Below are 24,976 nucleotides of genomic sequence, written 5' to 3'. Positions count from 1 at the left end.
CGTCTCCGCCTCCTAAACGTGCTGCCCAATCTCATTGATGAAAGACCAAGAAGGCAGTTCATTCTCTACCTGCTCTTGCGTTTGCATCCAAGCGGCGCTCTGTAATGCGATGTTAAACTTCTGTTTCCAGTCTTCAAACGTACCCTCACGGATCAGAGGTATGAGATCCCATGCCAGCATTTCTTTGAATAGGCCCTGCCTATCTTCTTTATCCTTCACATGGTTCTGAATCAACAAGCGAGTTTCGCTGAGAAAATCCAAATAGATTTCATACTCATCGCCATAAGTCTTGTTGATCTCTTTGGCAATTTTCCGTGCTGCTGATGGACTAGCGCCCCCTGTCGAGACTGTAATCACCAGCTTACCCCGTCGAACAACGGAAGGTAAAATAAACGAGCTCATCTCGGGTCTATCGACAATATTGACGAGCGTATCATAACCATTTGCATCCTGTGCAATCTGCCTATTTACTTGAGCTGCATTCGTTGCCGCGATGACCAACGCATAGCGTGCCTCGCCTTGAGCCTTCCATATAGCTGAGTCATAGGGCTGTCTCTTAAGGATCACTTCAGCGTGATGCTCCATCTCCAGGATGCCAGTCGTGAATTCTGGACTGACTAGCGTCACTTCTGCACCTGCCTGAAGCAACGAGCGTAACTTCCGTTCCGCAATCGGCCCCCCGCCAACAACGAGGCACCGGCGTCCAGCTAAATTCATCATAATCGGATACGGATACTGCCAACTCTTTAGCTCCATATCCAACCATGAAAATCAGAAACAAGGTTCGAAACAACGAAATTCAACACAACAATACAGAAGGCCGCTAAGTTCCACATCGCTAGCTTATTGCCCGAAATCCGCATGGATTTATGTTGAAATAAATAAAACGCGTAGGCTGCTAATACAAAGAAGGAATTAATTACTTTGGCATCATAAAGTAGATTTCGATTGCCTTCAAGAACAACCCAAACCACGCCAAGACTTAAGGCCATTAGAAGTAGAGGCCCCCCGATAATGACCGACAAATATGTATAATGCTCGATTTTCTCAAGGGACGGGAGTCTCATAACAGCTTGAGAGAAATTTTTGGTCTTTAGCCTTTTATGTAAAAAAACGTACATACCTGAAAAGATAGCGGCAATCGAAAATGCAGCATAGCTGCCAATCGCTAATGAAATATGAATGAATAATAGCTCATCATTGATGTCCCAATCAGATTTGATCGGCATGACATTTGGGTTTCCAAATATATTGAGTGCGAGAATTGCAAAGCCGAGTACATTCACAAAGAACACAAACAATTCAATTCGGAAAAAGCGGTTAATAATCAACGAAATCGTTACAATTAGCCACGAAAACATGAACAGAACATCCGATCTACCGAAAGCCCACTCCGTCAAATGACCATACATACTGATAGCCAAGTAAGCGGTTTGCAAAACCCATACAAACAAAAGCAGCCCCGTCCCCATCCGTTTCGCGCTTCGGCTCGCATTCGCGAAATCCGAAAAGTAAAACAGTAGGCTCAGGGCATACATATAAATCATCGCATCAAACAACCAGCTACGTGTTACCATGGCACCTCTCCTAGGCGGTTAGCGCCTTTTTATCAAGATGGGGCTAGAATATCCGCGTTTTGTAAACCACGAACGGACAACTTCTCATCCAACGATTGTTTACTTTCCACTTTGTTAAAGCCAGACTCTAGCTCTTGTGCTATTTGATCTGCCTGTTCTTGTTGTTTAAGCGTATCTTCTAATGCGAAAAGCTTCGTAAAAATTTCAAGGGCATCATCGCCATGACGCTCTCCCGCCATTTCTTTGATCCGTAGGATCGGATCACGCAACACTTGATTCACAATGCTTTTCGTTAATTTGCGAATGATCTTAATTTCACGATCCTCTAGATCAGTCAGCTTATTCAGCATGTTTTCCATGGTTTCTTCGTGAATCTGATTCGCTTTCGTTTGCAGAGCACTAATCAGTGGGCTAACGCCAAGTGTCTTCGTCCATTGTTCAAAGATGCCGATTTCTGAAATGATCATGATCTCAATCTTAGTCGCTTCTTTCTTTCTCTCCTGCAAATGCTTATCGACGATATGTTCCAAATCATCAATATCGTAGAGGAAAACATTAGGCAATCCGCTAATCCCCGGATCAAGATCGCGCGGTACGGCGATATCCATCATGAAGAGCGGACGTGATTTTCTTTTTTGCACATAGGACTGAATATCGTTCTTAGTCAGAACATACCCTGGCGCACCCGTCGAGCTGATGATGATGTCCACCTCAGGTAAATACTTAGGCATTTCCTCTAGTGTACAAGCCACACCGTTGAATTTACATGCCAAGTCCAAGGCCCTTTCCAACGTGCGATTCACAACGATAACTTTGTTCGCGCCATTCGCATACAAATGCTTCACGGTTAACTCACTCATCTTACCAGCACCAATAATCATGATGGTCTTGTTCACATAACTTCCGAAAATCCGCTTTCCGAGTTCTACGGCTGCATAGCTAATCGAGACTGGATTATTGCTGATGCCCGTCTCTGAGTGTGCTTTCTTAGCAAGTGTAATCGCCTGTTTAAACAATGTGTTGAAATAAGATCCTGTAGCTTTCAATTGTTGGGACGCTAAAAAAGCATCCCGCACTTGGCCAAGGATCTGAGTTTCACCAATGACCATCGAGTCAAGCCCGGTTGTTACACGGAACAAATGCTCAATAGCTTTTTCATTTTCATACGTATATAAATGCTTCTGGAACTGATCCTTCGTCACTTGAAACCAACGCTCAATAAAATGAGTCAAGTAATGACTGCACAGCTGAGGCCGATCCACGACGGCATAAATTTCGGTGCGATTGCAGGTGGCAACAATGACACATTCTAAAATACTCTTCGTCTCTTTCAATTCAGCGATTGCCATCGGTAAATCTTGATCTGTAAACGCAAACTTCTCACGAATTTCCACCGGGGCTGTCCGATAATTCAAGCCAACTGCGATAATATGCACCGTTACCACCTGCCTTTCCTTCTATTTATGAACCATTATAGCACAGCAAAACATACAATCCGACAAAATTTTTGAATAAATTATGAATGCTTTGGTTCTGTTCGTTAGTTTTAACAGCTCTGTGTTTCTCTATACCTAAAGCCAGCCAGAATACCCTATTGAAGCCCTTTTTTTCTTAAAAAGGTCGTCAGATCGCGATCTAGTTTCGATAACTCCGCATTCTGAGATGAAATAATATCTCCGTTAGACGCCATCATTTTCTCATAGGCCTCATACATGTTGCCAAATTGCTTCTGGGTTTCCTTCAGCGTTTGGGTCTCGTCAGCCTTCAAGGCTCTGGCTCCCCCAAGCTGCAACCTCTGTATGTATTGGCTTAATTGCGTCATGAAGCTTAGGGAAGTCAACTCCTCACTTCCTCCTGCCGCTAAAATCAGACGCTCATGCGTGTATTCTGCTGAATACAGCGCTTGCTTCACCGGATTCAGCTCATTCGTATTTTTACTCTGAGATGCTTCTTCTAAGCTGCTATTCAAAATTTCCATTTGAAATAAGGATACTTGGAATAATAAATGTGTGGCATCATGATCTTCCTTATGATGACCTAACATTTGGCTAAGTTGATAAATAGGCCAAATGATCAGAAAGAATACAACACCATACACAATCATTTTTCTTATTAATTTTTGCTTCAAGCTCTCTTCCCCCACTCCAAATGAATTGGACATGTATCACCAATATCATTGTATGGGTATCTGAACAAACAAATAACCACGGATTTCTCCGTGGTTATCGTTATGGTAAGGTGCAGAATTTTATTTAACAAGCTCTGCTTGCTTTATTTCAGGAGTTTCTACTTGTAATTCACCCATTCCGCGAACAAGTTTCTTCGCATAGAACGTTTCCGGTTTTAGTACGGATACCATAAAGTCGATTGCTAATTGAGGGTCGACTGTCTCGCCACATGTATAACAATCAAGTGCGGCAAAACCTCTCTCAGGATAAGTATGAATGGAGAGATGACTCTCGGACAACATAACAAGTACTGTTGCTCCTTGTGGTTCGAATTGCTTGGATTGTACAGATAAAACAGTTGCGCCACATACTTCGGCAGCTTCAACCATCTGAGCTTGCAGCCATTCTGCATTGTTCAGAAGTTCAAAATCTACCCCCCAAGTATCAACAGCAACGTGTCTTCCGAAAGTTGAGTATTCTGTTTCCATCTTTCGGTTCCCCCTTCCTAGGAATAAAATGTGTGAAAAAAATTTCATCCGCTAGGACCTACGTCATTCACTTCCCGAGGGTATAATCTCTCGCAACATTCAATGTCCTGAGTGAATCCTGGTTCCTATATTGTTTCAACGAGAATAAAAATAACATCTATCGACGATAAATGCAATACTTTTTTTTGCTGCAACGTCATCTGTCACACGGACGCCATATCTAAATTATGTCGTTAAGCCATTGCGTGTGCGTCAAAACAAAAAGAGACCCAAAAATGGGTCTCCAAAATTATTTCATGTATGAGTGATTATGCCTCCAAAACGAACAAACGATGTGTAAGCTCATTGAGGCGAATGTCAATTTCTTCGTGTTCATTCTTTGTCTGCAGCATGTTGCGCATATCAAGAAGATGATTGATTTGATCATGGATCATTTCAATTTCTTGTTCAACTTCTCTCTTCTGGAACATCACTTGCAAGAGTCCAATGGTATCTTTATGTTCATAAATAATCGTTACCAATTGACCTTTGATTTCCTCGATCTTCACAACCGTTCCGCGCTCATAATAATAAACCATGGTGTAGCTGCGATAAATTCGGTTGACTTTTGCACTGCCTTTGAATTCCGATACTGCTTTACGCATAATGTTAGCTAATAAGGTATTACTTAATCTGCAGGATCCTGTGCATTCATATAGGCCCGATTTCTTTTCAAATGAAAGGACGATTTCTTGACCTTCTCCATCTTGAAAAACAACCTCTTGATTCCCGTTTTCCAAAACTTTGACTTGCAGGGTCACTTGATGATCCACAAACATTTGAAAAAACTTCAACATATCGGCTTCTGTTAACTGGAGGCAGGTTTTGACATATTCAGTCGCTAACCTTTGTGCCATAAAAATCCCTCGATTCTTTGTTTTCAAGCCATTAACTATTACCTTGTTTATTATTATACTACATGACCCGCGAATATTCCTGCCCGCAATTCATGATAATCAGCCAAATATTCTGAAAAAAGCTTGATAATCTGGAATGCCATCAAATTTCCCCCAGATTACCTCACTTTCCTGTATGCTTCTTTTTGATTTCCTCTATCTTTGAAAGCTATTCGCTCATTTACGCAGAAAAACCGCCCTATGATTAGGACGGTTCAGGATCGGTTACAGCAGTTGTAAGTTCTTCGTTGGTTTCAGGTACCGGCGCGCCGTAAGCTATCGCTTGCTCTAGAATTCCCCACAGTTCATCTTTGCCAAGTCCTAGCTCAGATGAGAACATAAGTGGCTGAACCCCTTTATCCATCCCTAATGTTTCACGCACAATTTTCAAGTGTTTTGGCCATCTGCTTTTGGGGATCTTGTCCGCTTTTGTTGCAACGACAAGAACAGGTACATCCATATGGCGAAGCCATTCGTACATCGCTTGATCATCTTTGGATGGCGGATGTCGAAGATCGACTAACTGCATCACAAGGCGCAGAGGCTCACGATTCAATAAATAGCTTTCAATGAATTTGCCCCACTGCTCACGCTTGGTTTTGGATACCTTTGCGTAGCCATATCCGGGAAGATCAACGAAATATAAGTCCTGATTAATTTTATAATAGTTAAGAGTTTGCGTTTTGCCCGGTTGTGAACTGGTTCTAGCTAAGTTTTTACGAGAAATCAAACAGTTAATGAGTGACGATTTCCCGACATTAGAACGCCCTGCCAGCGCTATCTCTGGCAAGGCATCCTCTGGATATTGGCTAGGTCCAACCGCACTGATGATAAACTCAGCTTGATTGACTTTCATGAATGTTCAACTACTTTCTAAGTCGATCCGACGTTAGCCGTCGGCTTATTTTTAATAAGCGCATGTTCCAGCACCTGATCCATATGGCTGACGGGGATGAAGGTCATCTCCGTGCGGACACTTTCTGGAATTTCGATAATGTCTTTCTCATTGTCCTGAGGAAGAAGGATCGTACGAATACCAGCACGATGCGCGGCTAATGCCTTTTCCTTCAAGCCCCCGATTGGAAGGACACGGCCGCGGAGCGTTATCTCTCCCGTCATCGCGACTAAGCGAGAGACTGGAATGTTGGTCAAAGCGGAAATTAACGCCGTTGCCATCGTAATACCGGCTGAGGGACCATCCTTCGGAATTGCTCCTTCAGGAATGTGAATATGAACATCATTTTTCTCGTGGAAATCAGAAGCTATGCCAAGGACATCTGCTCGCGAACGTGTATAGCTGAAAGCCGCTTGAGCGGATTCCTTCATGACATCCCCTAGCTTACCCGTTAAGGTTAACTTGCCAGTGCCAGGCAAGACAGATACCTCGATGACAAGTGTATCTCCACCTACTTCTGTCCAAGCAAGACCAGTAACTGCACCAATCTGATCCTTCTCTTCAGCAACATTATATTTATACTTGACGGGACCTAAATAGTCGGTCAAGTTTTCTTCTGTTACATGAACAGGCGTTTCAGGGTCAGATACGATCTTTTTAGCTGCTTTACGATTCATACCTGCAACTTGCTGTTCTAGATTACGCACGCCTGCTTCTCGCGTATATTCGCGCACGATCTTCATCAATGCGGCCTCATCAACGATGAGCTGCTCTTCTTCAAGACCATGGTCACGTTTCTGTTTAGGAAGTAAATATTTCTTGGCAATTTGGAGCTTCTCAATCTCCGTATAACCTGGAATATATAGAACCTCCATCCGATCTAACAGAGGACGAGGAATATTATGCACAGCATTTGCCGTGGTCACAAACATCACATTGGATAAATCAAAAGGTACTTCAATGAAATGATCACTAAAAGTGCTATTTTGTTCGGGATCCAGAACTTCAAGCAAGGCTGAGGCAGGATCTCCGCGGAAATCCATCGCCATCTTGTCAATTTCGTCTAACAAGAACACGGGATTATTCGCACCTGCATTCTTCATTCCTTGAATGATTCTACCAGGCATAGCGCCGACGTAAGTACGACGATGACCGCGAATTTCAGCTTCATCTCTAACGCCGCCAAGCGAGATACGTATGAATTGTCTTCCCATAGATCTAGCTATGGAACGTGCAATCGAGGTTTTACCTACCCCAGGAGGACCTACTAGACATAAGATTGGGCCCTTAAGCTTCTTAACTAGCTTCTGAACAGCTAAGTACTCCAGCACCCGTTCTTTCGGCTTCTCGAGACCAAAATGGTCCTCATTTAGAATTTCTTCTGCTTTATCTAGGTCCAAATCGTCATCCGTCTGCTTGTGCCAAGGCAGCCCCAACAACCAATCGATGTAATTGCGGATAATGCCCCCCTCTGCGGAGGTTGCAGGCATTTTCTCCAGTCGATCAATCTCTTTCTCAACCTTCTCGCGCACTTTATCTGGAAGCTCTGCTTCGGTCAGCTGATTACGTAATTCATCAACCTCCCCAGCACGGCCTTCTTTATCCCCAAGTTCCTTCTGAATCGCCTTCATCTGCTCACGGAGATAATATTCCTTCTGCGTTTTCTCCATTTGCTTCTTCACACGCTGACTAATCTTGCGTTCGAGTTCTAGTACTTCTCGCTCATTGTTCAAAATATTCAGCATTTTCTCGAGCCGTTCTCGTACATCAACGGTCTCAAGAATATCTTGTTTATCTTTGATTTTAAGCGATAAATGACTACAAATCACATCAGCCAAGCGACCAGGCTCATCGATATCAGATACCGCGGCTAGCGTTTCTGGCGTTACTTTTTTGGATAAATTGATATAATGCTCGAATTGACTTAGTACGCTTCTCATCAAAGCATCGATCTCGGGATCCGAAATTTCTTGCTCCGGTAATTCCTTTACCGTAACTTCGTAATACTCGTCATTCGTCAAATATTCAACGATTTCTGCACGTAATACGCCTTCTACTAGAACGCGAATCGTACCATTCGGTAACTTGAGCATTTGCCGCACTTTAGCAATGGTTCCGATGCGATAAATATCCTCTTTCGTTGGTTCTTCTATATTGATCTCTGATTGAGAGCAGAGGAGAATCATGCTGTCATCCACCATTGCCCGCTCGAGTGCTTTCACCGATTTTTCTCGCCCTACATCCAGGTGTAGAACCATGCTCGGATAGACCAGCAGTCCCCTAAGAGGCAATAACGGCAATCTGCGCACCTTCATTTTTCCAGGCCCCATCCTCTGCACCTCCAAATAATAGGGATACTTGAACTAGCGTTCAAAGTGTCTCCTTGAAATAGTAGAAAGCATTTGTTTCACATATTACATTGGCTATATTTTTTGATAAACGCGATCGTCCGTAGAGGACGTCGTAGCCGTTTATTTTATCTATGTGGGATTTTCTCCCTGCGTTGCCCTTTACATTTTAACAAAACTCTAAACAAAACACCAATTGAGAGCTAACGTGAAATGTTAGCTAACAAAAAGTCTCCCTTTAAGAGTCAATTGTATGCTGTGAATTCGCATGTAGAATGGGTAAAGTAGTAGCCGGAATGGTTCTTTCCATAGAGAAAGGTAATGGTATCACATTATCATGAAGCTCAATGCCTAGTGCTGCTGCAAGCACTTCCTCAATCGTATCTGCCGCGACAACTTCAACACCTGGTAAATCTACAAACAGCGCTTGCCAATTCTCCTTGGGAATAATCACTCGGGTTGCACCAGCTTGGAAAGCCGCTTCTACCTTAGCCACAACCCCGCCAACAGGCTTCACTTTCCCATGTATGCTCATTTCACCAGTCATTGCGAGTTTGTTGTCTACAGGTATTTTATGTATGGCAGAGGCAATCGCCGTCGCCATCGATATACCTGCGGATGGTCCGTCGATCGGCACACCGCCAGGAAAATTAATATGCAGATCATAATCTGACGTATTAAAACCTAACTTACGAAGAACAGTCAACACATTTTCCACAGAACCTCGGGCCATGCTTTTACGACGAATCGTCCGAGAACCCCCACCCATTTCTTCCTCATCAACAACACCCGTAATATTGAATTTCCCTGTACCAGCAACAGCAATGGGAATAGCAGTAACTTCAATCTCCAATAGTGTGCCCAAATTAGGGCCGTAGACAGCCAAGCCATTTACGAAGCCAATTTGCGGTTGAGCAGGAACTTTGCGCTCTGGTCTAGGTGGGATTTGGGATGAATTCACAACCCATTCAATATCTGCTGCCGTGATCTCATCCCGCTTATCTGTTAAAGCGATGCCCGCGGCCAATTGAATCACATTCACAGCCTCGCGACCATTCGTTGCATATTTGGTCACAACATTTATGGCATCTTCACATTTTTTGAAACCAATTTTATCAAGAGCTTTCCGTGCAATTTCTCCTACTTCACTAGGCAGAAGGGGTCGGAAGAAAATTTCTAAGCAGCGCGAACGAATCGCCGGAGGAATCTCGCTTGGTGTGCGAGTTGTCGCTCCAACTAAACGGAAATCAGCCGGCAGTCCGTTCTGAAATATATCATGGATATATCCTGGAATATTCGCATCCTCAGAGCTGTAATACGCGCTCTCCAAGAACACCTTACGGTCTTCGAGCACCTTTAATAATTTGTTCATTTGCGTTGCGTGCAATTCACCAATTTCATCAATGAATAAGATTCCGCCATGCGCCTTAGTTACAGCTCCCGGTTTAGGCTGAGGAATGCCGGCAACTCCCATCGCTCCGGCTCCTTGATAAATAGGGTCATGGACGGAGCCAATCAATGGATCAGCTATACCTCGCTCATCAAATCGAGCTGTCGTAGCATCAATCTCTGTAAACTTGGAATCAGGCCTGAAAGGAGACTCTTGATTTTTTTTAGCTTCTTCTAAAATGACGCGCGCTGCTGCCGTTTTCCCAACGCCGGGGGGGCCATAAATAAGCACATGTTGAGGATTCGGACCACAAAGTGCCGCCTTCAACGCCTTCAAACCTTCAATTTGGCCAACGATATCCTGCATATTAGAAGGTCTTGTTTTCTCCGATAAAGGTTTGGTTAATGAAATGGATCTCAATTTGCGTAGTTTTTCTAATTCTTTTCTTGACTCTCTATCCACTGCAGACTTGTTCGTCTGTTGATTTCGCAGCAAATTCCAGAAATACAACCCGATTACAACTGCAAAAAACACTTGAATTACCATTAAAATGATACTTAAACTCATGTTTTGACCTCCTTAAACACGCCATCTTAGATTATTTACATATATTTCTAACCTATCTGCTTTTGTTAATTTCCATTATTCCCGTGTAAAAGAAGGTTAATCCAATCCATGCAAACTTTTGCATCACGTATGATAGCCTTCTTGCGGAAGAAGGATAAGGGTAGATATCTTGCAAAAAGGATGTGGCGAGATTTGAAGCAAACCCTATTGATTATCGTACTTGCACTAATTCTTTGTGCGCCAAACTCTCATACTGCTGCTGCGTCTACTAACGATCCCTTGCTTCCTTCTGCAGATGTGATTCTGGATGTTGGACATGGCGGAATCGATAGCGGAACGATGGTTGGCAAATACGAAGAGAAAGATATGAATCTTGCTATCGCCAAGAAAACATATAAGTCTCTTCAAAAAAAAGGCTATCGGGTTATCATAAATCGAACCGAGGATTATGCCTTGAGTGATGATAACAAGTGGTCCTACGGGGGCAGACACCGCAAAGATCTGGCGCAACGTTCTGGACTTGCCAACACAATTAAGCCGAGTATGATGCTTAGTCTGCATATCAATTGGTCCAAAAAATCGGGTACACGAGGTCCGCTTGTTATTTATCAAAATCAATCTGAAAGTATTTTGCTAGCAAGTCTACTACAAGATGCTTTGAATCAAGTCTACGGTACGGAAGGGCTCCCAGTTCTTGGTAAAAAGTATCATGTAATCAAATACACAAAATGCCCTACCGTCATCGTTGAACTCGGATTTCTATCCAATAAGTCGGATCGCAAACTGTTGAATGATAGTCATCATCAATCCAAACTTGCTAAGGCGATTACACAAGCGGTCGAGCAATATTTCACTATGACTCATCCGAAGTAGCCTATTTGACCATTTGTGAAATGGGGACAAAGGTTGCTTCCTTTTGAATACTTGGAATTGCCTCTTTAATCACATGTGCCGTCTTCTTCCCAGGAGGCCCGACATGTCCAATAGCAATCACTTCATCTTTGTCATGAATTAATTTCTTAAGCTTGACCATTTGTTTATTAATATGACTGTACGTATACAAATCATCTAAAAATAGCTGATTGTCTGCATGCGGTACGCCACGTGATTCTGCAATTTTGCCAATTAAGCTCTTCGGCGTTGTCCGACTATCCAGCAATATCAGATTTCGTTCTTTGCAAATCTCTATAAGGATCTTCATTACTCTTTCATCCGCTGTCGCTTTGGAGCCCATATGATTATTAATACCTATGGCAAAAGGAACATCGTCGATCGCTGCAACCATGCGTTTATGAATTTCTTCGCTGGACAAGTCCGTTGTTATGGCACCCGGACCTAACCAACTCTTCTTCCCTCTTACAGGCTCCATTGGCAGGTGCAGGATAACCTCTAGTCCTCTGTCATGAGCTAGCTGTGCATCCTGCTTGGTTGAGGGCAGGAAGGGCATGACAGCCACTGTGAAGGGAATGGGCAGCTTCAGTATTTCAGCAGTACCCTCCATGTTATTACCAAAGTCATCAATGACGATGGCTACCTTCTTCGTCACAGGTCCCGTAGACTGCTGCAGGTTCAAACCGGGCTCTGCCCCTGAATACCCTGGATTAATTATCAAGATAGTCCCGGCAATAAGGGTAAGCGCCACCTGTCGACAACCTGCAAATGTTGGAAACAACTTCATCCTCTTCTCCTCCTTAAAGGTTTTCGTCAGAAAACTGGCTTCGTAAGCATAGCTATTGCTTTAGAAAGTCTTACTGTAAATTGAGCCATGCTTTCCAGTTTTACTCATTATGCTTCTCTTCCTCATCAAATATGCGTTTAGACATAGGCATACAAAAAAACCGTTAAAGTCCTCAAGGTTGAGTTCTTTAACGGTTTGTATTTGTTGTATTCACTTAATGTTCTTTGCGTCCAGGAATGACCCCAGTCTGTTCATAGGAAGCCACAATAATATCAATTTCCTTTTTCAACTCCGTAAGTAGTTCAGCCTCAGGAACTTTACGAATCATCTCTCCATAACGGAACAACATGCCTTCTCCGCGAGCTCCCGCGATACCAATATCCGCTTCTCTCGCTTCACCAGGTCCATTCACGGCACAACCCAAAACTGAAACCTTAATAGGTACTTTGATTTTGGCAATGTAATCCTCAACTTCATTCGCGATTGAGAATAAATCAATATCCAAGCGACCACAAGTCGGGCAGGAAACCAGCGTCGCGGCGTTCGTAATCAAACCAAACGTCTTGAGCAGCTCTCTTGCGACCTTGATCTCTTCTACGGGGTCAGCACTCAAAGAAATACGAAGCGTATTCCCGATACCCATATTCAGCAAAGTTCCTATCCCAGCAGCGCTCTTCACAGCCCCTGTAAAGAGCGTCCCAGCTTCTGTAATCCCAAGATGAAGCGGATAGTTAAACGCCTTCGCAGCCTGTGAATACGCAGCAATGGCCATAGGGACATCAGAAGCCTTCAAGGATACGATAATATCATGGAAATCGAGTTCTTCCAAAATATTGATATGGAACAAGGCACTTTCCACCATAGCTTCCGGCGTTGGATACCCATACTTTTCAAGAAGATGATTCTCAAGAGAACCCGCATTAACACCAATACGAATCGGAATTCCGCGCTCTTTACATGCCTTAACAACCGCCTCGACCTTCTCACGGCGACCAATATTACCTGGATTAATACGCACTTTGTCAATCCCATTCTCAATCGCAGCAAGTGCCAACCGATGATCAAAGTGGATGTCTGAGACAAGTGGAATATGAATTTGCTTCTTGATTTCCTTAATGGCTTCTGCGGCTTCTTTATTGTTTACGGTCACACGTACTAGCTGGCAGCCTGCTTCTTCTAGGCGAAGAATTTCCGCTACTGTCGCTTTCACATCAGCCGTTTTCGTTGTGCACATGCTCTGCATGATCACTTCGTTACTGCCACCGATCGTTAGATCGCCTACACGCACGGCTCTAGTATCTCTTCTATGGAACATTTTGGTTCCTCTCCCCATGACACCAAACATCCTCCGCTCCAATTCCCAGAATTGGAAATCGGATTGGAGGCTGCCTGTTAGTTTATTAAATTATAGGTTAAGCACTTTCTTCCTTCTTCTTACCAGATGGCTGTGCACCCTCTTTGGTTGTCAGAACAGGCGTGATCTTGTTTTGGATCGTTTCTTTGGAAACGACACAGGTAGATACATCTGTTCTTGAAGGAACTTCAAACATCACATCAAGCATAATGCTTTCAATGATGGCTCTCAAACCACGAGCACCGGTATTCCGCTTAATCGCTTCTTTGGCAATAGCATCAAGTGCTTCTGCGTCGAATTCAAGCGATACGTTATCCATCTCGAGCATCTTCTGGTATTGCTTCACAAGCGCGTTCTTAGGCTCGGAAAGAATACGCACAAGGGCAGCTTCATCAAGCGGCTCTAGTGTTGAAATGACCGGCAAACGACCTACGAATTCCGGAATCAATCCGAATCTCAATAGATCCTCAGGAAGGACCATAGATAGGTATTCACCTGGTTTCAGGTCAACTTTCATTCCATCTGTGCTAAAACCAATGACTTTTTTACCGATTCTGCGTTTGATAATTTGCTCTAAACCATCAAAAGCTCCACCACAAATAAACAAAATATTCGTCGTGTCGATTTGAATGAATTCTTGATGCGGATGCTTACGACCACCTTGCGGAGGTACGGAAGCTACTGTGCCTTCAAGAATTTTGAGAAGAGCTTGCTGTACACCTTCACCGGAAACATCGCGTGTAATGGACGGATTCTCGGATTTACGTGCAACTTTATCAATCTCATCAATATAGATGATGCCGCGCTCTGCTTTTTCAACATCATAATCAGCAGCTTGGATGAGTTTGAGCAAGATGTTCTCTACATCTTCACCCACATAACCAGCTTCTGTTAAGGAAGTTGCGTCCGCAATTGCAAAAGGCACATTCAAAATTTTCGCAAGAGTTTGCGCAAGAAGTGTTTTACCACTACCTGTTGGCCCTAGAAGGACGATATTACTTTTTTGAAGCTCTACATCTTCAAGCTTGTTCTGAGAATTAATCCGTTTGTAGTGGTTATATACCGCAACTGCCAACGATTTCTTCGCTTGTTCTTGACCAATGACGTATTGATCCAAAATATTACGAATTTCTTTTGGCTTTGGAACATCCTTCAGATCTAGCTCTTCTTCATGCCCTAATTCTTCTTCCACAATCTCCGTACAAAGCTCTATGCATTCATCACAAATGTAAACTCCCGGTCCGGCAACAAGTTTGCGAACTTGGTCCTGGGATTTTCCACAAAAGGAACATTTGAGTTGGCCTTTTTCATCGTTAAATTTAAACATGGGATCACTCCTTTATTTCAAGTCGTTTCGAGTGATAACCTCGTCGATTAACCCATATGCCTTCGCTTCATCAGCGCTCATAAAGTTATCTCGGTCGGTGTCTCTTTCGATCTTTTCAAGCGGCTGTCCCGTTCGGTCCACGTAAATCTGGTTGAGTTTATTCTTGGTCTTGATAATCCAATCCGCATGGATTTTGATATCGGTTGCTTGACCTCTAACACCGCCGAGCGGTTGGTGAATCATTACTTCTGCATTCGGCAGCGCGTATCGCTTACCTTTGGCTCCTGCTGTCAAAAGCAAAGAACCCATACTTGCGGCCATACCTACACAAATCGTAGATACATCCGGTTTAATAAACTGCATGGTATCAAAGATACCCATTCCAGCCGTAACAGACCCACCAGGTGAGTTGATATATAAGTGTATATCTTTTTCAGGGTCCTGGGCGGATAAAAAGAGCAGCTGGGCAATGACCAAATTAGCCACATCGTCATCAATAGCGGTCCCGATGAAGATTATGCGGTCCTTAAGTAAACGCGAGTAGATATCGTAGGAACGCTCCCCACGAGCCTCTTGTTCTACAACCATAGGAATAAGACTCATTGTACCAACTCCTTTTGCGGCAATCGCCATGTTCTCTCATTTGAGATTCACTTACAGTTTAACACGATTGGGCAACAATGTCATTTTTCTGAAATCAGCTATGTAAGCGGTAATATGTATGTACTAAGGAGTTTAAACGTAAATTAGGGTAAAAGAAAGGCACGTTGCTTGCGTACGTGCCTTTACTTACCTTATTTACACGGCTGCGGAAACATGCTTGCTATTTTGAAGCAAGAAATCAACCGTTTTTCTGATAACTAGATCATTGCTAAGACCTTCAAGCGATCCGTTTGATGCAAACAGCTCACGAAGCTCAGCTGTTGATTTTTGGTAAGACGGTGCATATTTCTCAAGTTCCGCGTCAACTTCTTCATCGGAAACTGTGATTTTTTCTGCAGCTGCGATAGCTTCAAGAACAAGGTTGTTACGAACACGCTTGTCAGCATCTTCTTTCATTTGTTCTTTCAACGCGCTCTCGTTTTGGCCGGAGAACTGGTAGTAGATTTCAAGCGTCATGCCTTGGGAGCGAAGACGTCTTTCGAATTCTTTTACCATGATATCAAGCTCAGCTTCAACCATCGAACCTGGAATTTCAACTTCTGCGTTAGCAGCAACTTTCTCAACAACCGCAGTTTCAAGAGCAGCTTCGGAATCTTTCGCTTTGCGCTCTTGCATACGTTTTTGAAGCTCTTCTTTGTACTCGACAAGTGTATCGAACTCACTTACGTCTTTCGCGAACTCATCATCAAGCTCAGGCAGGTTTTTGCGTTTGATATCGTGAAGTTTCACTTTAAACACAGCTGCTTTGCCTTTCAGATCTTCGGAATGGTAGTTTTCAGGGAAGCTAACATTAACGTCTTTCTCTTCGCCTTTACCAAGACCTACGAGTTGCTCTTCAAAACCTGGGATGAAAGAGTTGGATCCAAGCTCAAGGGAATACTTCTCCGCTTTACCGCCTTCGAATGCTACTTCATCAACGAATCCTTCGAAATCGATGATAACGACATCGCCGTTAGCAGCTTGTCCTTCTTCAAGAACAACCAATTCAGCATGACGTTGTTGCAAACGTGCAAGCTCTTCATTCAATTCATCTTCAGAAACTACAGCGTTAACTGCTTCTACTTCGATTCCTTTGTAATCGCCAAGCGTTACTTCAGGCTTAACTGTTACTTTAGCTTTGAATTTCAAGACTTGACCTTTACCAAATTGCTCAACATCTACTTCAGGACGATCAACAGGCTCGATTTTAACCTCTTCAATCGCTTCTACGTAAACTTCTGGCAAAATGATATCTAGTGCATCTTGATACAAGCTTTCAACACCGAATTTAGCTTCAAAGATTGAACGAGGCACTTTCCCTTTACGGAATCCTGGAACATTCACTTTCGCTGATACCTTCTTAAATGCTTTATCCAAAGCATCTGCTACACGTTCTGCCCCAACTTCAACTTCAAGAACGCCAACGTTCTTCTCTATTTTTTCCCAACTTGCTTTCATTTTATGCCTTCCCCTCCAAAAATGTACCATGACATATATTTTTCACGTTAAGCTCATTATAACCATTCTATTATACCATATAACATTTTCATTTCAAGCGAGCATTGTTCTTAGCTAGGATCAGGGCTAAATTGCTTAACAAATGCGGTAAGCACGTTGTGCGCCCGCTTCCATTGCAACGTCATCTCATCCACAATTCCATAGATCTCTAACAACTCATCGCGATCAACCGTACCAAACAATTTATCTTGCAAAATCGCATGCAGCGCGGAGGCCCACACGTCTACCGCACTTTCTTCTGTCCTTAGTAACTCAGCGTATATCGAAGTTCCATACGCATAGGCAAGAAACTCCTGCCAAGTCTGGGTAGCAAAGTAGACAAAGTCAGGCTGGCTTATTTCACTAATGTCCCCGACTCTGCGAATCATATCACGAATTCGTAATGGAAAATCCTCCGCTGTTAGCGGCGTCTCATCAATTTCGACGAGAACGGTTTTACCATTCTTGGGAAACTCGATATAGCCATGCTCCCCCATCTGTTTAAGCGTTTGAAGGGCTTTGAATTGAAGATGAGGGTGTCTTGCCCTTTCGCAAAGCCAGGTCTTCACGTACTGGCTCACCTCAGGTTGCTCGATATAAGCAAGCTGCTCCAAGGCACTCACTTGTCCCTCCAGCGATCCTTCTTGAAGCATCTTTTGAAGCTTCATCACAAAAGCCCCATCATCCGAAGCAGCCTTGTCATGAATGTATTGCCGCATTAAAGCAGATTCTTCCTCTGAATCCTCTTCTTCTGTTTCTGTTGATGGAAACATGGTCTCTGGAAACATGGTGAGCAACCAGTGGCGCAGGGCTTCCCATTGATCAGACTTATTCGCATCGATATTGGGAAATTGCAGCAGAAAAGTAAGCATCTCTAGCGCTTCTTTATATTGCTCGGAGCGTAACAACTTCGTTAACTCGTCTTCATAGAACTTCTCTGTTTTAGGAAAAAGAATGACATTATCCAAAGTAGGGTCTGACATAGGGATCACCTCTGTTCATGGTCTTGTTTGTGCCAGTTTACTCCATCATCCAAATGATTGCAAAAAAAATATTAACAAAAGTGTTGACTTCCTACAAAACGATATGATATTATAACTCTTGCTTCGCCAAACGGATTAAGTCCAGGCGGTAAGAAGTGACATGGGTCTCAGTAGCTCAGCTGGATAGAGCACACGCCTTCTAAGCGTGCGGTCGGGGGTTCGAATCCCTCCTGGGACGTTGCAGTTAGAGAAAAGACCGCGAGAAATCGCGGTCTTTTTTTTGTTTATTCATAAGGAATAACGGCTCACTTTTTTATTTTCAATAAGGAATAATTTCAAACAAAAGCAGTCGAAAACAAAGTCTTTGCATACGCTTGGATTTCATGTATAGTATTCATCAATTGCATATTGTGGGAATAGGTGCTTTGGTCATGCCACATTTGACTAGAGCTTAAAAGGGAAGTTCGGTGTAATACCGACGCGGTCCCGCCACTGTAACAGAGGAGTCGACGCCACCGGTGCCACTGATCGAAAGATCGGGAAGGCGAGCGTTTGACGAGGATTCTGGAGCCAGGAGACCTGCCTAATTCTGACAGCACTGTTTTACCTACGGGAGATAGGGAGGTGTTAGAGATCGTAAACACTGTATACACATACACAGGGTATCTTTAACCTTTTTTATTAAGGTTAGAGATGCCCTTTTTTGATTTTCCGGGATTCGTACACAAGCAAAAATTGAGGAGGATTACCCCATGTGCGCACTATTAAGCAGTAATTTAGGATATCCAAGAATTGGCGAGAACCGCGAGTGGAAGAAAGCGTTAGAGGCCTTTTGGGCAGGCAAGCTAGACGAGAGTGAGTTTACAAAGCAAATCGAAGACATCCGTCTACATAACCTGCGCCTGCAGCAGCAAAAAGGTATTGACCTTATCCCTGTAGGTGACTTCAGCCTCTATGATCACGTGCTGGACACATCCACCATGTTCGGACTCGTTCCAAAGCGTTTCCCCTATGAAGGCGGCGAAGTCCCACTTGCCACTTACTATGCGATGGCTCGCGGCAGTCAAGGGGCGACAGCTTGTGAAATGACCAAATGGTTCAACACCAATTATCATTACATCGTTCCTGAATTACAGGATGCACAGCCAGCGCTTACGATCAACAAGCCACTTGAGGCTTATCGAGAGGCTAAGCAAAAGCTGGGCATTCATGGGAAGCCTGTGGTTCTAGGCCTATTTACTTTCCTTAAGCTAGCTAAGGGGTATAAAACAAATGAAATCGATAGCCTAATCGAATTATTTCTACCGCTCTATTCACGTATTTTGACGGAGCTGGCAGAGGAAGGTGTGGAATGGGTACAGATCGATGAGCCGATTCTTGTGCAGTCTTTAAGCTCAACAGATTTAGGACGTGTAAAGCACATCTTCGCGACGCTGACGGCAGCTGCGCCGACTCTTAAAATCATCGTTCAAACGTATTTCGATGCCGTTGATCAATACCAGGATCTTATTTCCCTTCCCGTTCATGGGATTGGACTTGATTTTATCCATGGATATGAGTTGAACTGGAGTCATCTCCAGACACATGGCTTCCCAGCGGATAAAGTGCTTGGCGTTGGCATTGTGGATGGACGCAATATTTGGCAGACGGATTTGAGTAAGCAGCTTGATTTCCTTGCTCAACTTGAAGCAATCGTTCCTTATGAGCGCATGCTGCTGCAGCCTTCATCCAGCCTGCTGCATGTTCCTGTTTCCACCCGTAAAGAAAATAAGCTTGAGCCTGTATTGCGGGATGCTCTAGCATTTGCGGAAGAAAAGCTGACTGAACTTTCGATTTTGACAAGAGCTCTTCAACACGGCCAAGATTCCATTCGATTGGAATTAGACATCAACCAAAAGGCGATCGCGAAGCTTAATGCTTCCTCCTATCGGAATAAAGCTATTGTCCAACAAGCGATCGCGAATATCGGGCAACAGCGCCATGAAAGAAATAGCAGCTTCACAACGCGCAGAGGCCTTCAAGCAGCAAAATGGCAGCTTCCATTCCTGCCAACTACGACGATTGGATCATTTCCACAAACAGCTGAGGTCCGTAACGCTCGTAAAAATTGGCGCAGCGGCGAATGGACACCTGAGCAATATGAGTCGTTCATTCAAGAACAGATTACGGAATGGATTAAGTTACAGGAAGAGCTTGGACTAGATGTGCTTGTACACGGAGAATTCGAGCGTACGGATATGGTTGAGTTTTTCGGTGAAAAGCTGGATGGGTTTGCTTTTACCTCGAATGGATGGGTTCAATCCTATGGTTCTCGCTGCGTGAAACCGCCAGTTATTTTTGGCGATGTAGAATTCGTGCAAGAGATGACGGTCAAAGAGACGAAGTTTGCCCAATCGCTTACTGAGAAACCGGTTAAGGGCATGTTGACAGGTCCGATCACGATTCTTAACTGGTCATTCGTGAGAAGTGATATTTCCCGCGAACAGGTTGCTTACCAAATCGCACTTGCTCTACGCGAGGAAGTTGAAGCACTCGAAAAAGCGGGTATTGAGATGATTCAAGTAGATGAGCCTGCGTTGCGAGAAGGTTTACCTTTGAAAAAAAGAGACTGGCAAGCTTATCTCGACTGGGCTGTACTCGCCTTCCGCTTGTCCACAGCAACAGTCGGTGATGAGACGCAAATTCATACGCATATGTGTTACTGCGAGTTCCATGATATTATTGACGCCATCCGCGCGCTAGACGCTGATGTTATCTCTATTGAAACCTCGAGAAGTCACGGTGAGCTGATCCATAGCTTCGAGGAGCATACGTATGACCAAGGGATCGGGCTTGGTGTCTATGACATTCACAGTCCGCGAGTCCCTTCCGTAACTGAAATGGTAGAAATGATTGAGCGTGCTCTTCAGGTGCTAGAGCCTGAACTATTCTGGATTAATCCGGACTGCGGCTTGAAAACACGAGGAAAAGAAGAGACTATCGCTGCTCTACGCGTGATGGTTGAGGCAGCTAAACTGTTTAGAGCAAGCCGAAGTGAACTTATCCCTTCCTAAGAAATGTATAAGAAAAGCACCCCTGCTGCTTCTGCAAGGGTGCTGCAACGAACTTCTTTTTACACAGATGGCCTGTTCGGTTGATGGTGACCTGGCTCCGTTGAATCCAGATTCGATTGAATACGCGATGATTGTTTCGAGTTATCGATCGTACTTTGCGTTTTCTGGTCCATATTTTTCTTTTTACCCATGGTAAGCAACTCCTTCTACTCATAGAATGAAAGCTACATTAGTATGGAGGGTTTCCGTGCTGAATATGCTGGATATCTTCACCATGACTCGGGGTGCGAGTCTATTACTCAGCGGGTGCGACAAGCCATTAAAACAAAGAGCCTGTAGGGATCTCTCCCTACAGGCTTTTGCTCATGCCAAACGACGTTAGTGCATCTTATGAGGCAAATTCTTGCCTGTATGACCGTCACCTTGTGTCCTTTTATTCTTCTCGGCTTTCCTCTGCTTCTCATGCAGCTTGCTAATGAAATGACTATCCATGAGCACTCGCCTCCTGAAGAAAGAATGGCATTACCCTTTTATAATGTCACAGAAACTCAAAATTTAAACACCTTCCACACAAAATCCACGACCTGCTGCTCTCCCGCTTGCTGGACAGACATTTAATACCTTCCATTTGCATACCCTTTATCATTATGCTCTCTTCAAAAGAAAGGAAGGAACGTCTATGTGCGGAATAACGGGTTGGATAGATTGGCGGAAAGACTTGACCGGGTACCCGTCCATTCTAGAAAATATGACGGAAACGCTCCAACTGCGTGGACCCGATGCCTCAGGTACCTGGATTTCACAGCATTGTGCCCTTGGACATCGACGTCTTAGCGTAATGGATCCTGAGAACGGCGCTCAGCCGATGGTCCGCAAACAAGGCGACTATACGTATACCATCGTATATAATGGCGAACTCTATAATGCCCCAGAGTTAAAAAAAGAGCTCGAGCTACGCGGTCATCACTTTCGCACGACTTGTGATACCGAAGTGCTGCTGGTTGCTTTCATCGAGTGGGGAAAAGCCTGCATTGACCGCTTGAACGGTATTTTCGCCTTCGCGGCGTGGAATGATCAAGAACAATCACTGACCTTGGTACGAGATAGACTCGGCGTAAAGCCGCTTTTTTATTCTCATCAGGATAGTGTGCTATTGTTTGGCTCTGAACCGAAAGCGATTCTAGCTCACCCTGATTTCAAAGCAGAGGTTGGCGCTGAAGGCTTTGCAGAAATATTCGCAGTTGGACCGGCTCGGACGCCTGGACATGGGATTTACCGCAACATGTCGGAGCTAAAGCCAGGTCAGTTTGCTATTTTCGACCGTAACGGATTATCTATTCGAACGTATTGGAAGCTGGAAAGTCATCAGCATCCTGACGATATTCCCGCTACTGCCGCACAGGTGCAGCATTTGCTTAACGACACCGCCGCGCGCCAGCTGGTCTCTGATGTTCCCATTTGTACGTTATTGTCCGGCGGTCTTGATTCTAGCGCGCTTACCGCGCTCGCTGCCGCTCATTACAAAGAAAGCGGGCAAGGGCCGCTTCACACCTTCTCCGTTGACTACAAGGATAATGATAAGCATTTCAAGGCGAATATTTTCCAACCCAACTCGGATGCACCTTGGATCAAGCGCATGACCGACCATCTGGGCACCGAGCATCATTATATTGAATTTGACACACCTGAGCTCGTAGAATCCTTGAAGGCCGCCGTGATAGCTCGTGATACCCCAGGGATGGCCGATGTCGATGGGTCCCTTTATTTATTTTGCCGCGAAATTAAAAAGGAAGCCACGGTTGCCATCTCTGGTGAAGCAGCCGACGAAATATTCGGTGGATACCCTTGGTTCCACAATGAAGAAGCACTCGAAGCGAACACCTTCCCTTGGTCACTCAAGCTTGCAAATCGGGTCGACCTGCTTGCGCCGGACTTCAACGATTGGATTAAACCTGTTGAGTACGTGAGCAACCGATATCAGCAAGCTTTAAGCGAGGTACCTCGCTTAGCTGGTGAAACGAAGGCCCAGAATCGGATGCGGGAAATGTCCTATTTGAACATTACGCGTTTCATGCCGACGCTTCTGGATCGTAAGGATCGCATGAGTATGGCCGTTGGCCTCGAGGTCCGCGTTCCGTTTTGTGATCATCGTCTTGTTGAATATGTGTGGAACATTCCTTGGGAGATTAAGACTTCGGGTGATCGGGAAAAAGGCATTTTGCGTAAAGCATTAAGAGGCGTATTACCTGAAGATGTGCTCACACGGAAGAAAAGTCCGTATCCCAAAACGCATAACCCGAATTATTTAACAGCTGTACGAAAATGGGTACTTGAAATTCTGGATGATCCTTCGTCCCCTATCTTACCTTTCATCGATGTCAAAAAGATTCGCGCACTCGCCAGCTCGGAGTCGAACGATTTCGATCTGCCTTGGTTCGGGCAGTTAATGACGGGTCCTCAGCTATTCGCTTATTTGGCTCAAGTGGATATGTGGCTGCGGACATATAAGATATCGATTCGATAGATAAGACCGAAGCAAGACTGAAGAAATAAAAATGAAAAGACCTGCGTCCGCGAATTCACGTGGTTGCAGGTCTTTTTGGCGTATATTAGTTGGTTTGGTCAGGAAGTTGATCCAGGAACATGCGAAGGGCTTTGGCGCGGTGGCTCATTTCATTCTTTTCTTCCATCGTCAGCTCAGCCATCGTTCGGCCCAGGGATGGAATATAGAACAATGGATCATAACCAAAGCCACCCTCGCCTCGTTCCTCATGAATAATGTAGCCTTGGCAGACATCCTCTGCTTCGATCACTTCATTCGCCACGGGATCAATCAAGGTGAGCGCACAAACGAAGGAAGCCTCACTGAGTAACGGGGGATGACCTTCCCCAGCAGACACCCCACTTTTATCCTTCAGTTCATGTAAAGCTTGGAGAAGCCTCGCATTATTGTCAGCATCCGATGCATCTTCTCCCGCGTAGCGGGCCGAAAATACACCAGGATCACCGCCTAATGCCGTAACGCATAATCCAGAATCATCAGCAAGTACAGGTACATGAAGATGCGCCGAGATAATCTGTGCCTTGATCCGCGCATTCTCAGCAAAGGTTTTCCCACTCTCAACGATTTCCGGTAAATCCGTGTAATCAGCCAAGCTGCGAACTTTATAGCCTTTAGCTCCGAAAAGCTTTGCGAATTCCTTCACCTTGCCTTCATTACGTGTTGCGATAACAACAAAATTACTTTGTAGCCGCATGCTGGGCACCTCGAATACGATCAGCGATCGGTCCTAGCACACCCGATTGTACGTCAATCATGGTGTTAATACCTGCTTCTGCTAACGCCAGTAATTCATCCAGCTCCTTACGTGAAAAAGGGGCATCCTCACCTGTTCCTTGGACCTCAACGAATTGACCTTGACCCGTCATAACGACGTTCATATCTACCTTCGCTTTGGAATCCTCTTCATAATTAAGATCCAGCTTCGGTGTATCGCCAATGACACCCACGCTGACAGCTGCAAGAAAGTCGTTGATCGGGAACTTGGTTAGATGTTTATCATTTGCAATCTTGTTTATGGCGAAAGCCATAGCAACAAATGCGCCAGTAATGGACGCTGTTCTTGTGCCACCATCAGCTTGAATCACATCGCAGTCCAATGTTATGGATCTTTCGCCTAGCGCTTCCAAGTTAACAACGGAACGAAGTGCCCGCCCAATAAGTCGTTGGATTTCCATCGTCCGTCCACCGAGCTTCCCTTTTGCCGCTTCACGTTGATTCCGAACTTGCGTTGCTCGCGGCAGCATGGAATACTCTGCTGTAACCCAGCCTTTCCCTTGCCCTTTCATAAAAGGGGGAACACGTTCTTCTATCGTAGCTGTACAAATGACTTTCGTATCCCCTACCTCAATGAGGACCGAGCCTTCTGCGTGTTTTATATAGTGAGGGGTTATTTGCATAGGTCGCAGTTCTTGATCGGTTCTTCCACCAATTCTCATAAAAGTCTTTCTCCTCCTGTTGCTCCATCTAATGCGATGATCCTTACGCCCCATTGTATCAAACTCACCAAGGAA

General features: G+C 44.5%; 22 protein-coding genes, 1 tRNA gene and 1 riboswitch. Of the genes, 4 read left to right on the top strand and 19 right to left on the bottom strand.

All coding sequences use genetic code 11. The features are described 5' to 3' along the window. Positions 1-12: 12 nt before the first annotated feature. The 9 genes from AC58PQ_RS15510 to lonB form a co-directional block, all read right to left on the bottom strand. Positions 13-756: a precorrin-2 dehydrogenase/sirohydrochlorin ferrochelatase family protein gene (locus AC58PQ_RS15510; protein WP_497243018.1), complete on the bottom strand. Its 744-nt coding sequence runs from the start codon at positions 754-756 to the stop codon at positions 13-15. Further along, positions 747-1,577 carry a cytochrome C assembly family protein gene (locus AC58PQ_RS15505; protein WP_497242945.1) on the bottom strand — a complete coding sequence of 277 codons (831 nt, stop codon included), beginning with the start codon at positions 1,575-1,577 and terminating at the stop codon, positions 747-749. Before AC58PQ_RS15505 ends, AC58PQ_RS15510 begins: the two co-directional genes overlap by 10 nt. A gap of 32 nt (positions 1,578-1,609) precedes the next feature. Then, positions 1,610-3,013 (bottom strand): glutamyl-tRNA reductase, encoded by a 1,404-nt coding sequence (gene hemA, locus AC58PQ_RS15500; protein WP_497243016.1) that lies wholly within the window; start codon positions 3,011-3,013, stop codon positions 1,610-1,612. Between the two features lie 155 nt (positions 3,014-3,168). Continuing rightward, a complete protein-coding gene (locus tag AC58PQ_RS15495) occupies positions 3,169-3,705 on the bottom strand; it encodes a hypothetical protein (protein ID WP_497242943.1) in 537 nt (178 codons plus the stop codon). Between the two features lie 120 nt (positions 3,706-3,825). Beyond that, positions 3,826-4,233 (bottom strand): adenosylmethionine decarboxylase, encoded by a 408-nt coding sequence (speD, locus tag AC58PQ_RS15490; protein ID WP_056610310.1) that lies wholly within the window; start codon positions 4,231-4,233, stop codon positions 3,826-3,828. Between the two features lie 308 nt (positions 4,234-4,541). Continuing rightward, entirely contained in the window at positions 4,542-5,129 is a 588-nt protein-coding gene (locus AC58PQ_RS15485; RefSeq protein WP_497242941.1) for a non-ribosomal peptide synthetase module, read from the bottom strand. 244 nt (positions 5,130-5,373) lie between these two features. Beyond that, on the bottom strand, positions 5,374-6,024 hold the full coding sequence (gene yihA, locus AC58PQ_RS15480; protein ID WP_497242939.1) for a ribosome biogenesis GTP-binding protein YihA/YsxC: 651 nt from the start codon (positions 6,022-6,024) through the stop codon (positions 5,374-5,376). Positions 6,025-6,041: 17 nt separating this feature from the next. Continuing rightward, entirely contained in the window at positions 6,042-8,393 is a 2,352-nt protein-coding gene (gene lon / locus AC58PQ_RS15475; protein ID WP_497242937.1) for an endopeptidase La, read from the bottom strand. A gap of 256 nt (positions 8,394-8,649) precedes the next feature. After that, complete coding sequence (gene lonB / locus AC58PQ_RS15470) at positions 8,650-10,368, bottom strand: ATP-dependent protease LonB (RefSeq protein WP_497242935.1); 1,719 nt, start codon at positions 10,366-10,368, stop codon at positions 8,650-8,652. 192 nt (positions 10,369-10,560) lie between these two features. On the opposite strand from lonB, the gene AC58PQ_RS15465 reads away from it, so the two are divergent. Further along, positions 10,561-11,241 (top strand): N-acetylmuramoyl-L-alanine amidase family protein, encoded by a 681-nt coding sequence (locus tag AC58PQ_RS15465; protein ID WP_497242933.1) that lies wholly within the window; start codon positions 10,561-10,563, stop codon positions 11,239-11,241. Position 11,242: 1 nt separating this feature from the next. Here AC58PQ_RS15465 and AC58PQ_RS15460 read toward each other — a convergent pair whose 3' ends face one another. The 6 genes from AC58PQ_RS15460 to AC58PQ_RS15435 form a co-directional block, all read right to left on the bottom strand. Beyond that, complete coding sequence (locus AC58PQ_RS15460) at positions 11,243-12,046, bottom strand: divergent polysaccharide deacetylase family protein (protein ID WP_497242931.1); 804 nt, start codon at positions 12,044-12,046, stop codon at positions 11,243-11,245. Between the two features lie 214 nt (positions 12,047-12,260). After that, a complete protein-coding gene (gene ispG, locus AC58PQ_RS15455) occupies positions 12,261-13,361 on the bottom strand; it encodes a flavodoxin-dependent (E)-4-hydroxy-3-methylbut-2-enyl-diphosphate synthase (RefSeq protein ID WP_497242929.1) in 1,101 nt (366 codons plus the stop codon). A 97-nt stretch (positions 13,362-13,458) separates the two neighbouring features. Then, positions 13,459-14,727 carry an ATP-dependent protease ATP-binding subunit ClpX gene (gene clpX / locus AC58PQ_RS15450; RefSeq protein WP_497242927.1) on the bottom strand — a complete coding sequence of 423 codons (1,269 nt, stop codon included), beginning with the start codon at positions 14,725-14,727 and terminating at the stop codon, positions 13,459-13,461. A 12-nt stretch (positions 14,728-14,739) separates the two neighbouring features. Beyond that, complete coding sequence (gene clpP / locus AC58PQ_RS15445; RefSeq protein ID WP_028556985.1) at positions 14,740-15,330, bottom strand: ATP-dependent Clp endopeptidase proteolytic subunit ClpP; 591 nt, start codon at positions 15,328-15,330, stop codon at positions 14,740-14,742. A 195-nt stretch (positions 15,331-15,525) separates the two neighbouring features. Next, positions 15,526-16,827: a trigger factor gene (gene tig, locus AC58PQ_RS15440; protein ID WP_497242924.1), complete on the bottom strand. Its 1,302-nt coding sequence runs from the start codon at positions 16,825-16,827 to the stop codon at positions 15,526-15,528. Between the two features lie 110 nt (positions 16,828-16,937). After that, a complete protein-coding gene (locus AC58PQ_RS15435) occupies positions 16,938-17,849 on the bottom strand; it encodes a hypothetical protein (RefSeq protein WP_497242922.1) in 912 nt (303 codons plus the stop codon). Between the two features lie 164 nt (positions 17,850-18,013). Between AC58PQ_RS15435 and AC58PQ_RS15430 the strand changes: the two genes are divergently transcribed. Then, positions 18,014-18,087 (top strand) — tRNA-Arg (locus AC58PQ_RS15430). Between the two features lie 163 nt (positions 18,088-18,250). Further along, positions 18,251-18,451, top strand: a riboswitch (cobalamin riboswitch). A gap of 150 nt (positions 18,452-18,601) precedes the next feature. Beyond that, complete coding sequence (gene metE, locus AC58PQ_RS15425) at positions 18,602-20,902, top strand: 5-methyltetrahydropteroyltriglutamate--homocysteine S-methyltransferase (RefSeq protein ID WP_497242920.1); 2,301 nt, start codon at positions 18,602-18,604, stop codon at positions 20,900-20,902. 59 nt (positions 20,903-20,961) lie between these two features. On the opposite strand, the gene AC58PQ_RS15420 is transcribed toward metE, so the two are convergent. Then, the gene (locus AC58PQ_RS15420; protein WP_497242918.1) at positions 20,962-21,093 is read right to left on the bottom strand and encodes a hypothetical protein; all 132 of its coding nucleotides are present in this window, start codon (positions 21,091-21,093) and stop codon (positions 20,962-20,964) included. 187 nt (positions 21,094-21,280) lie between these two features. Beyond that, on the bottom strand, positions 21,281-21,394 hold the full coding sequence (locus tag AC58PQ_RS15415) for a DUF4023 family protein (protein ID WP_082595252.1): 114 nt from the start codon (positions 21,392-21,394) through the stop codon (positions 21,281-21,283). A 187-nt stretch (positions 21,395-21,581) separates the two neighbouring features. On the opposite strand from AC58PQ_RS15415, the gene asnB reads away from it, so the two are divergent. Continuing rightward, the gene (gene asnB, locus AC58PQ_RS15410) at positions 21,582-23,426 is read left to right on the top strand and encodes an asparagine synthase (glutamine-hydrolyzing) (RefSeq protein ID WP_497242916.1); all 1,845 of its coding nucleotides are present in this window, start codon (positions 21,582-21,584) and stop codon (positions 23,424-23,426) included. 85 nt (positions 23,427-23,511) lie between these two features. Here asnB and AC58PQ_RS15405 read toward each other — a convergent pair whose 3' ends face one another. Both AC58PQ_RS15405 and rph read right to left on the bottom strand, forming a co-directional pair. Further along, on the bottom strand, positions 23,512-24,159 hold the full coding sequence (locus AC58PQ_RS15405; protein ID WP_497242914.1) for an XTP/dITP diphosphatase: 648 nt from the start codon (positions 24,157-24,159) through the stop codon (positions 23,512-23,514). Beyond that, positions 24,143-24,901 carry a ribonuclease PH gene (gene rph, locus AC58PQ_RS15400; RefSeq protein ID WP_497242912.1) on the bottom strand — a complete coding sequence of 253 codons (759 nt, stop codon included), beginning with the start codon at positions 24,899-24,901 and terminating at the stop codon, positions 24,143-24,145. The genes AC58PQ_RS15405 and rph overlap by 17 nt, the downstream gene beginning before the upstream one ends. Between the last annotated feature and the right edge of the window lie 75 nt (positions 24,902-24,976).

It is taken from the genome of Paenibacillus sp. J22P143 (genome assembly GCF_059692035.1).
Note: the sequence above shows the minus strand (reverse complement) of the source record. Positions and strands in the feature narration are given on the sequence as shown.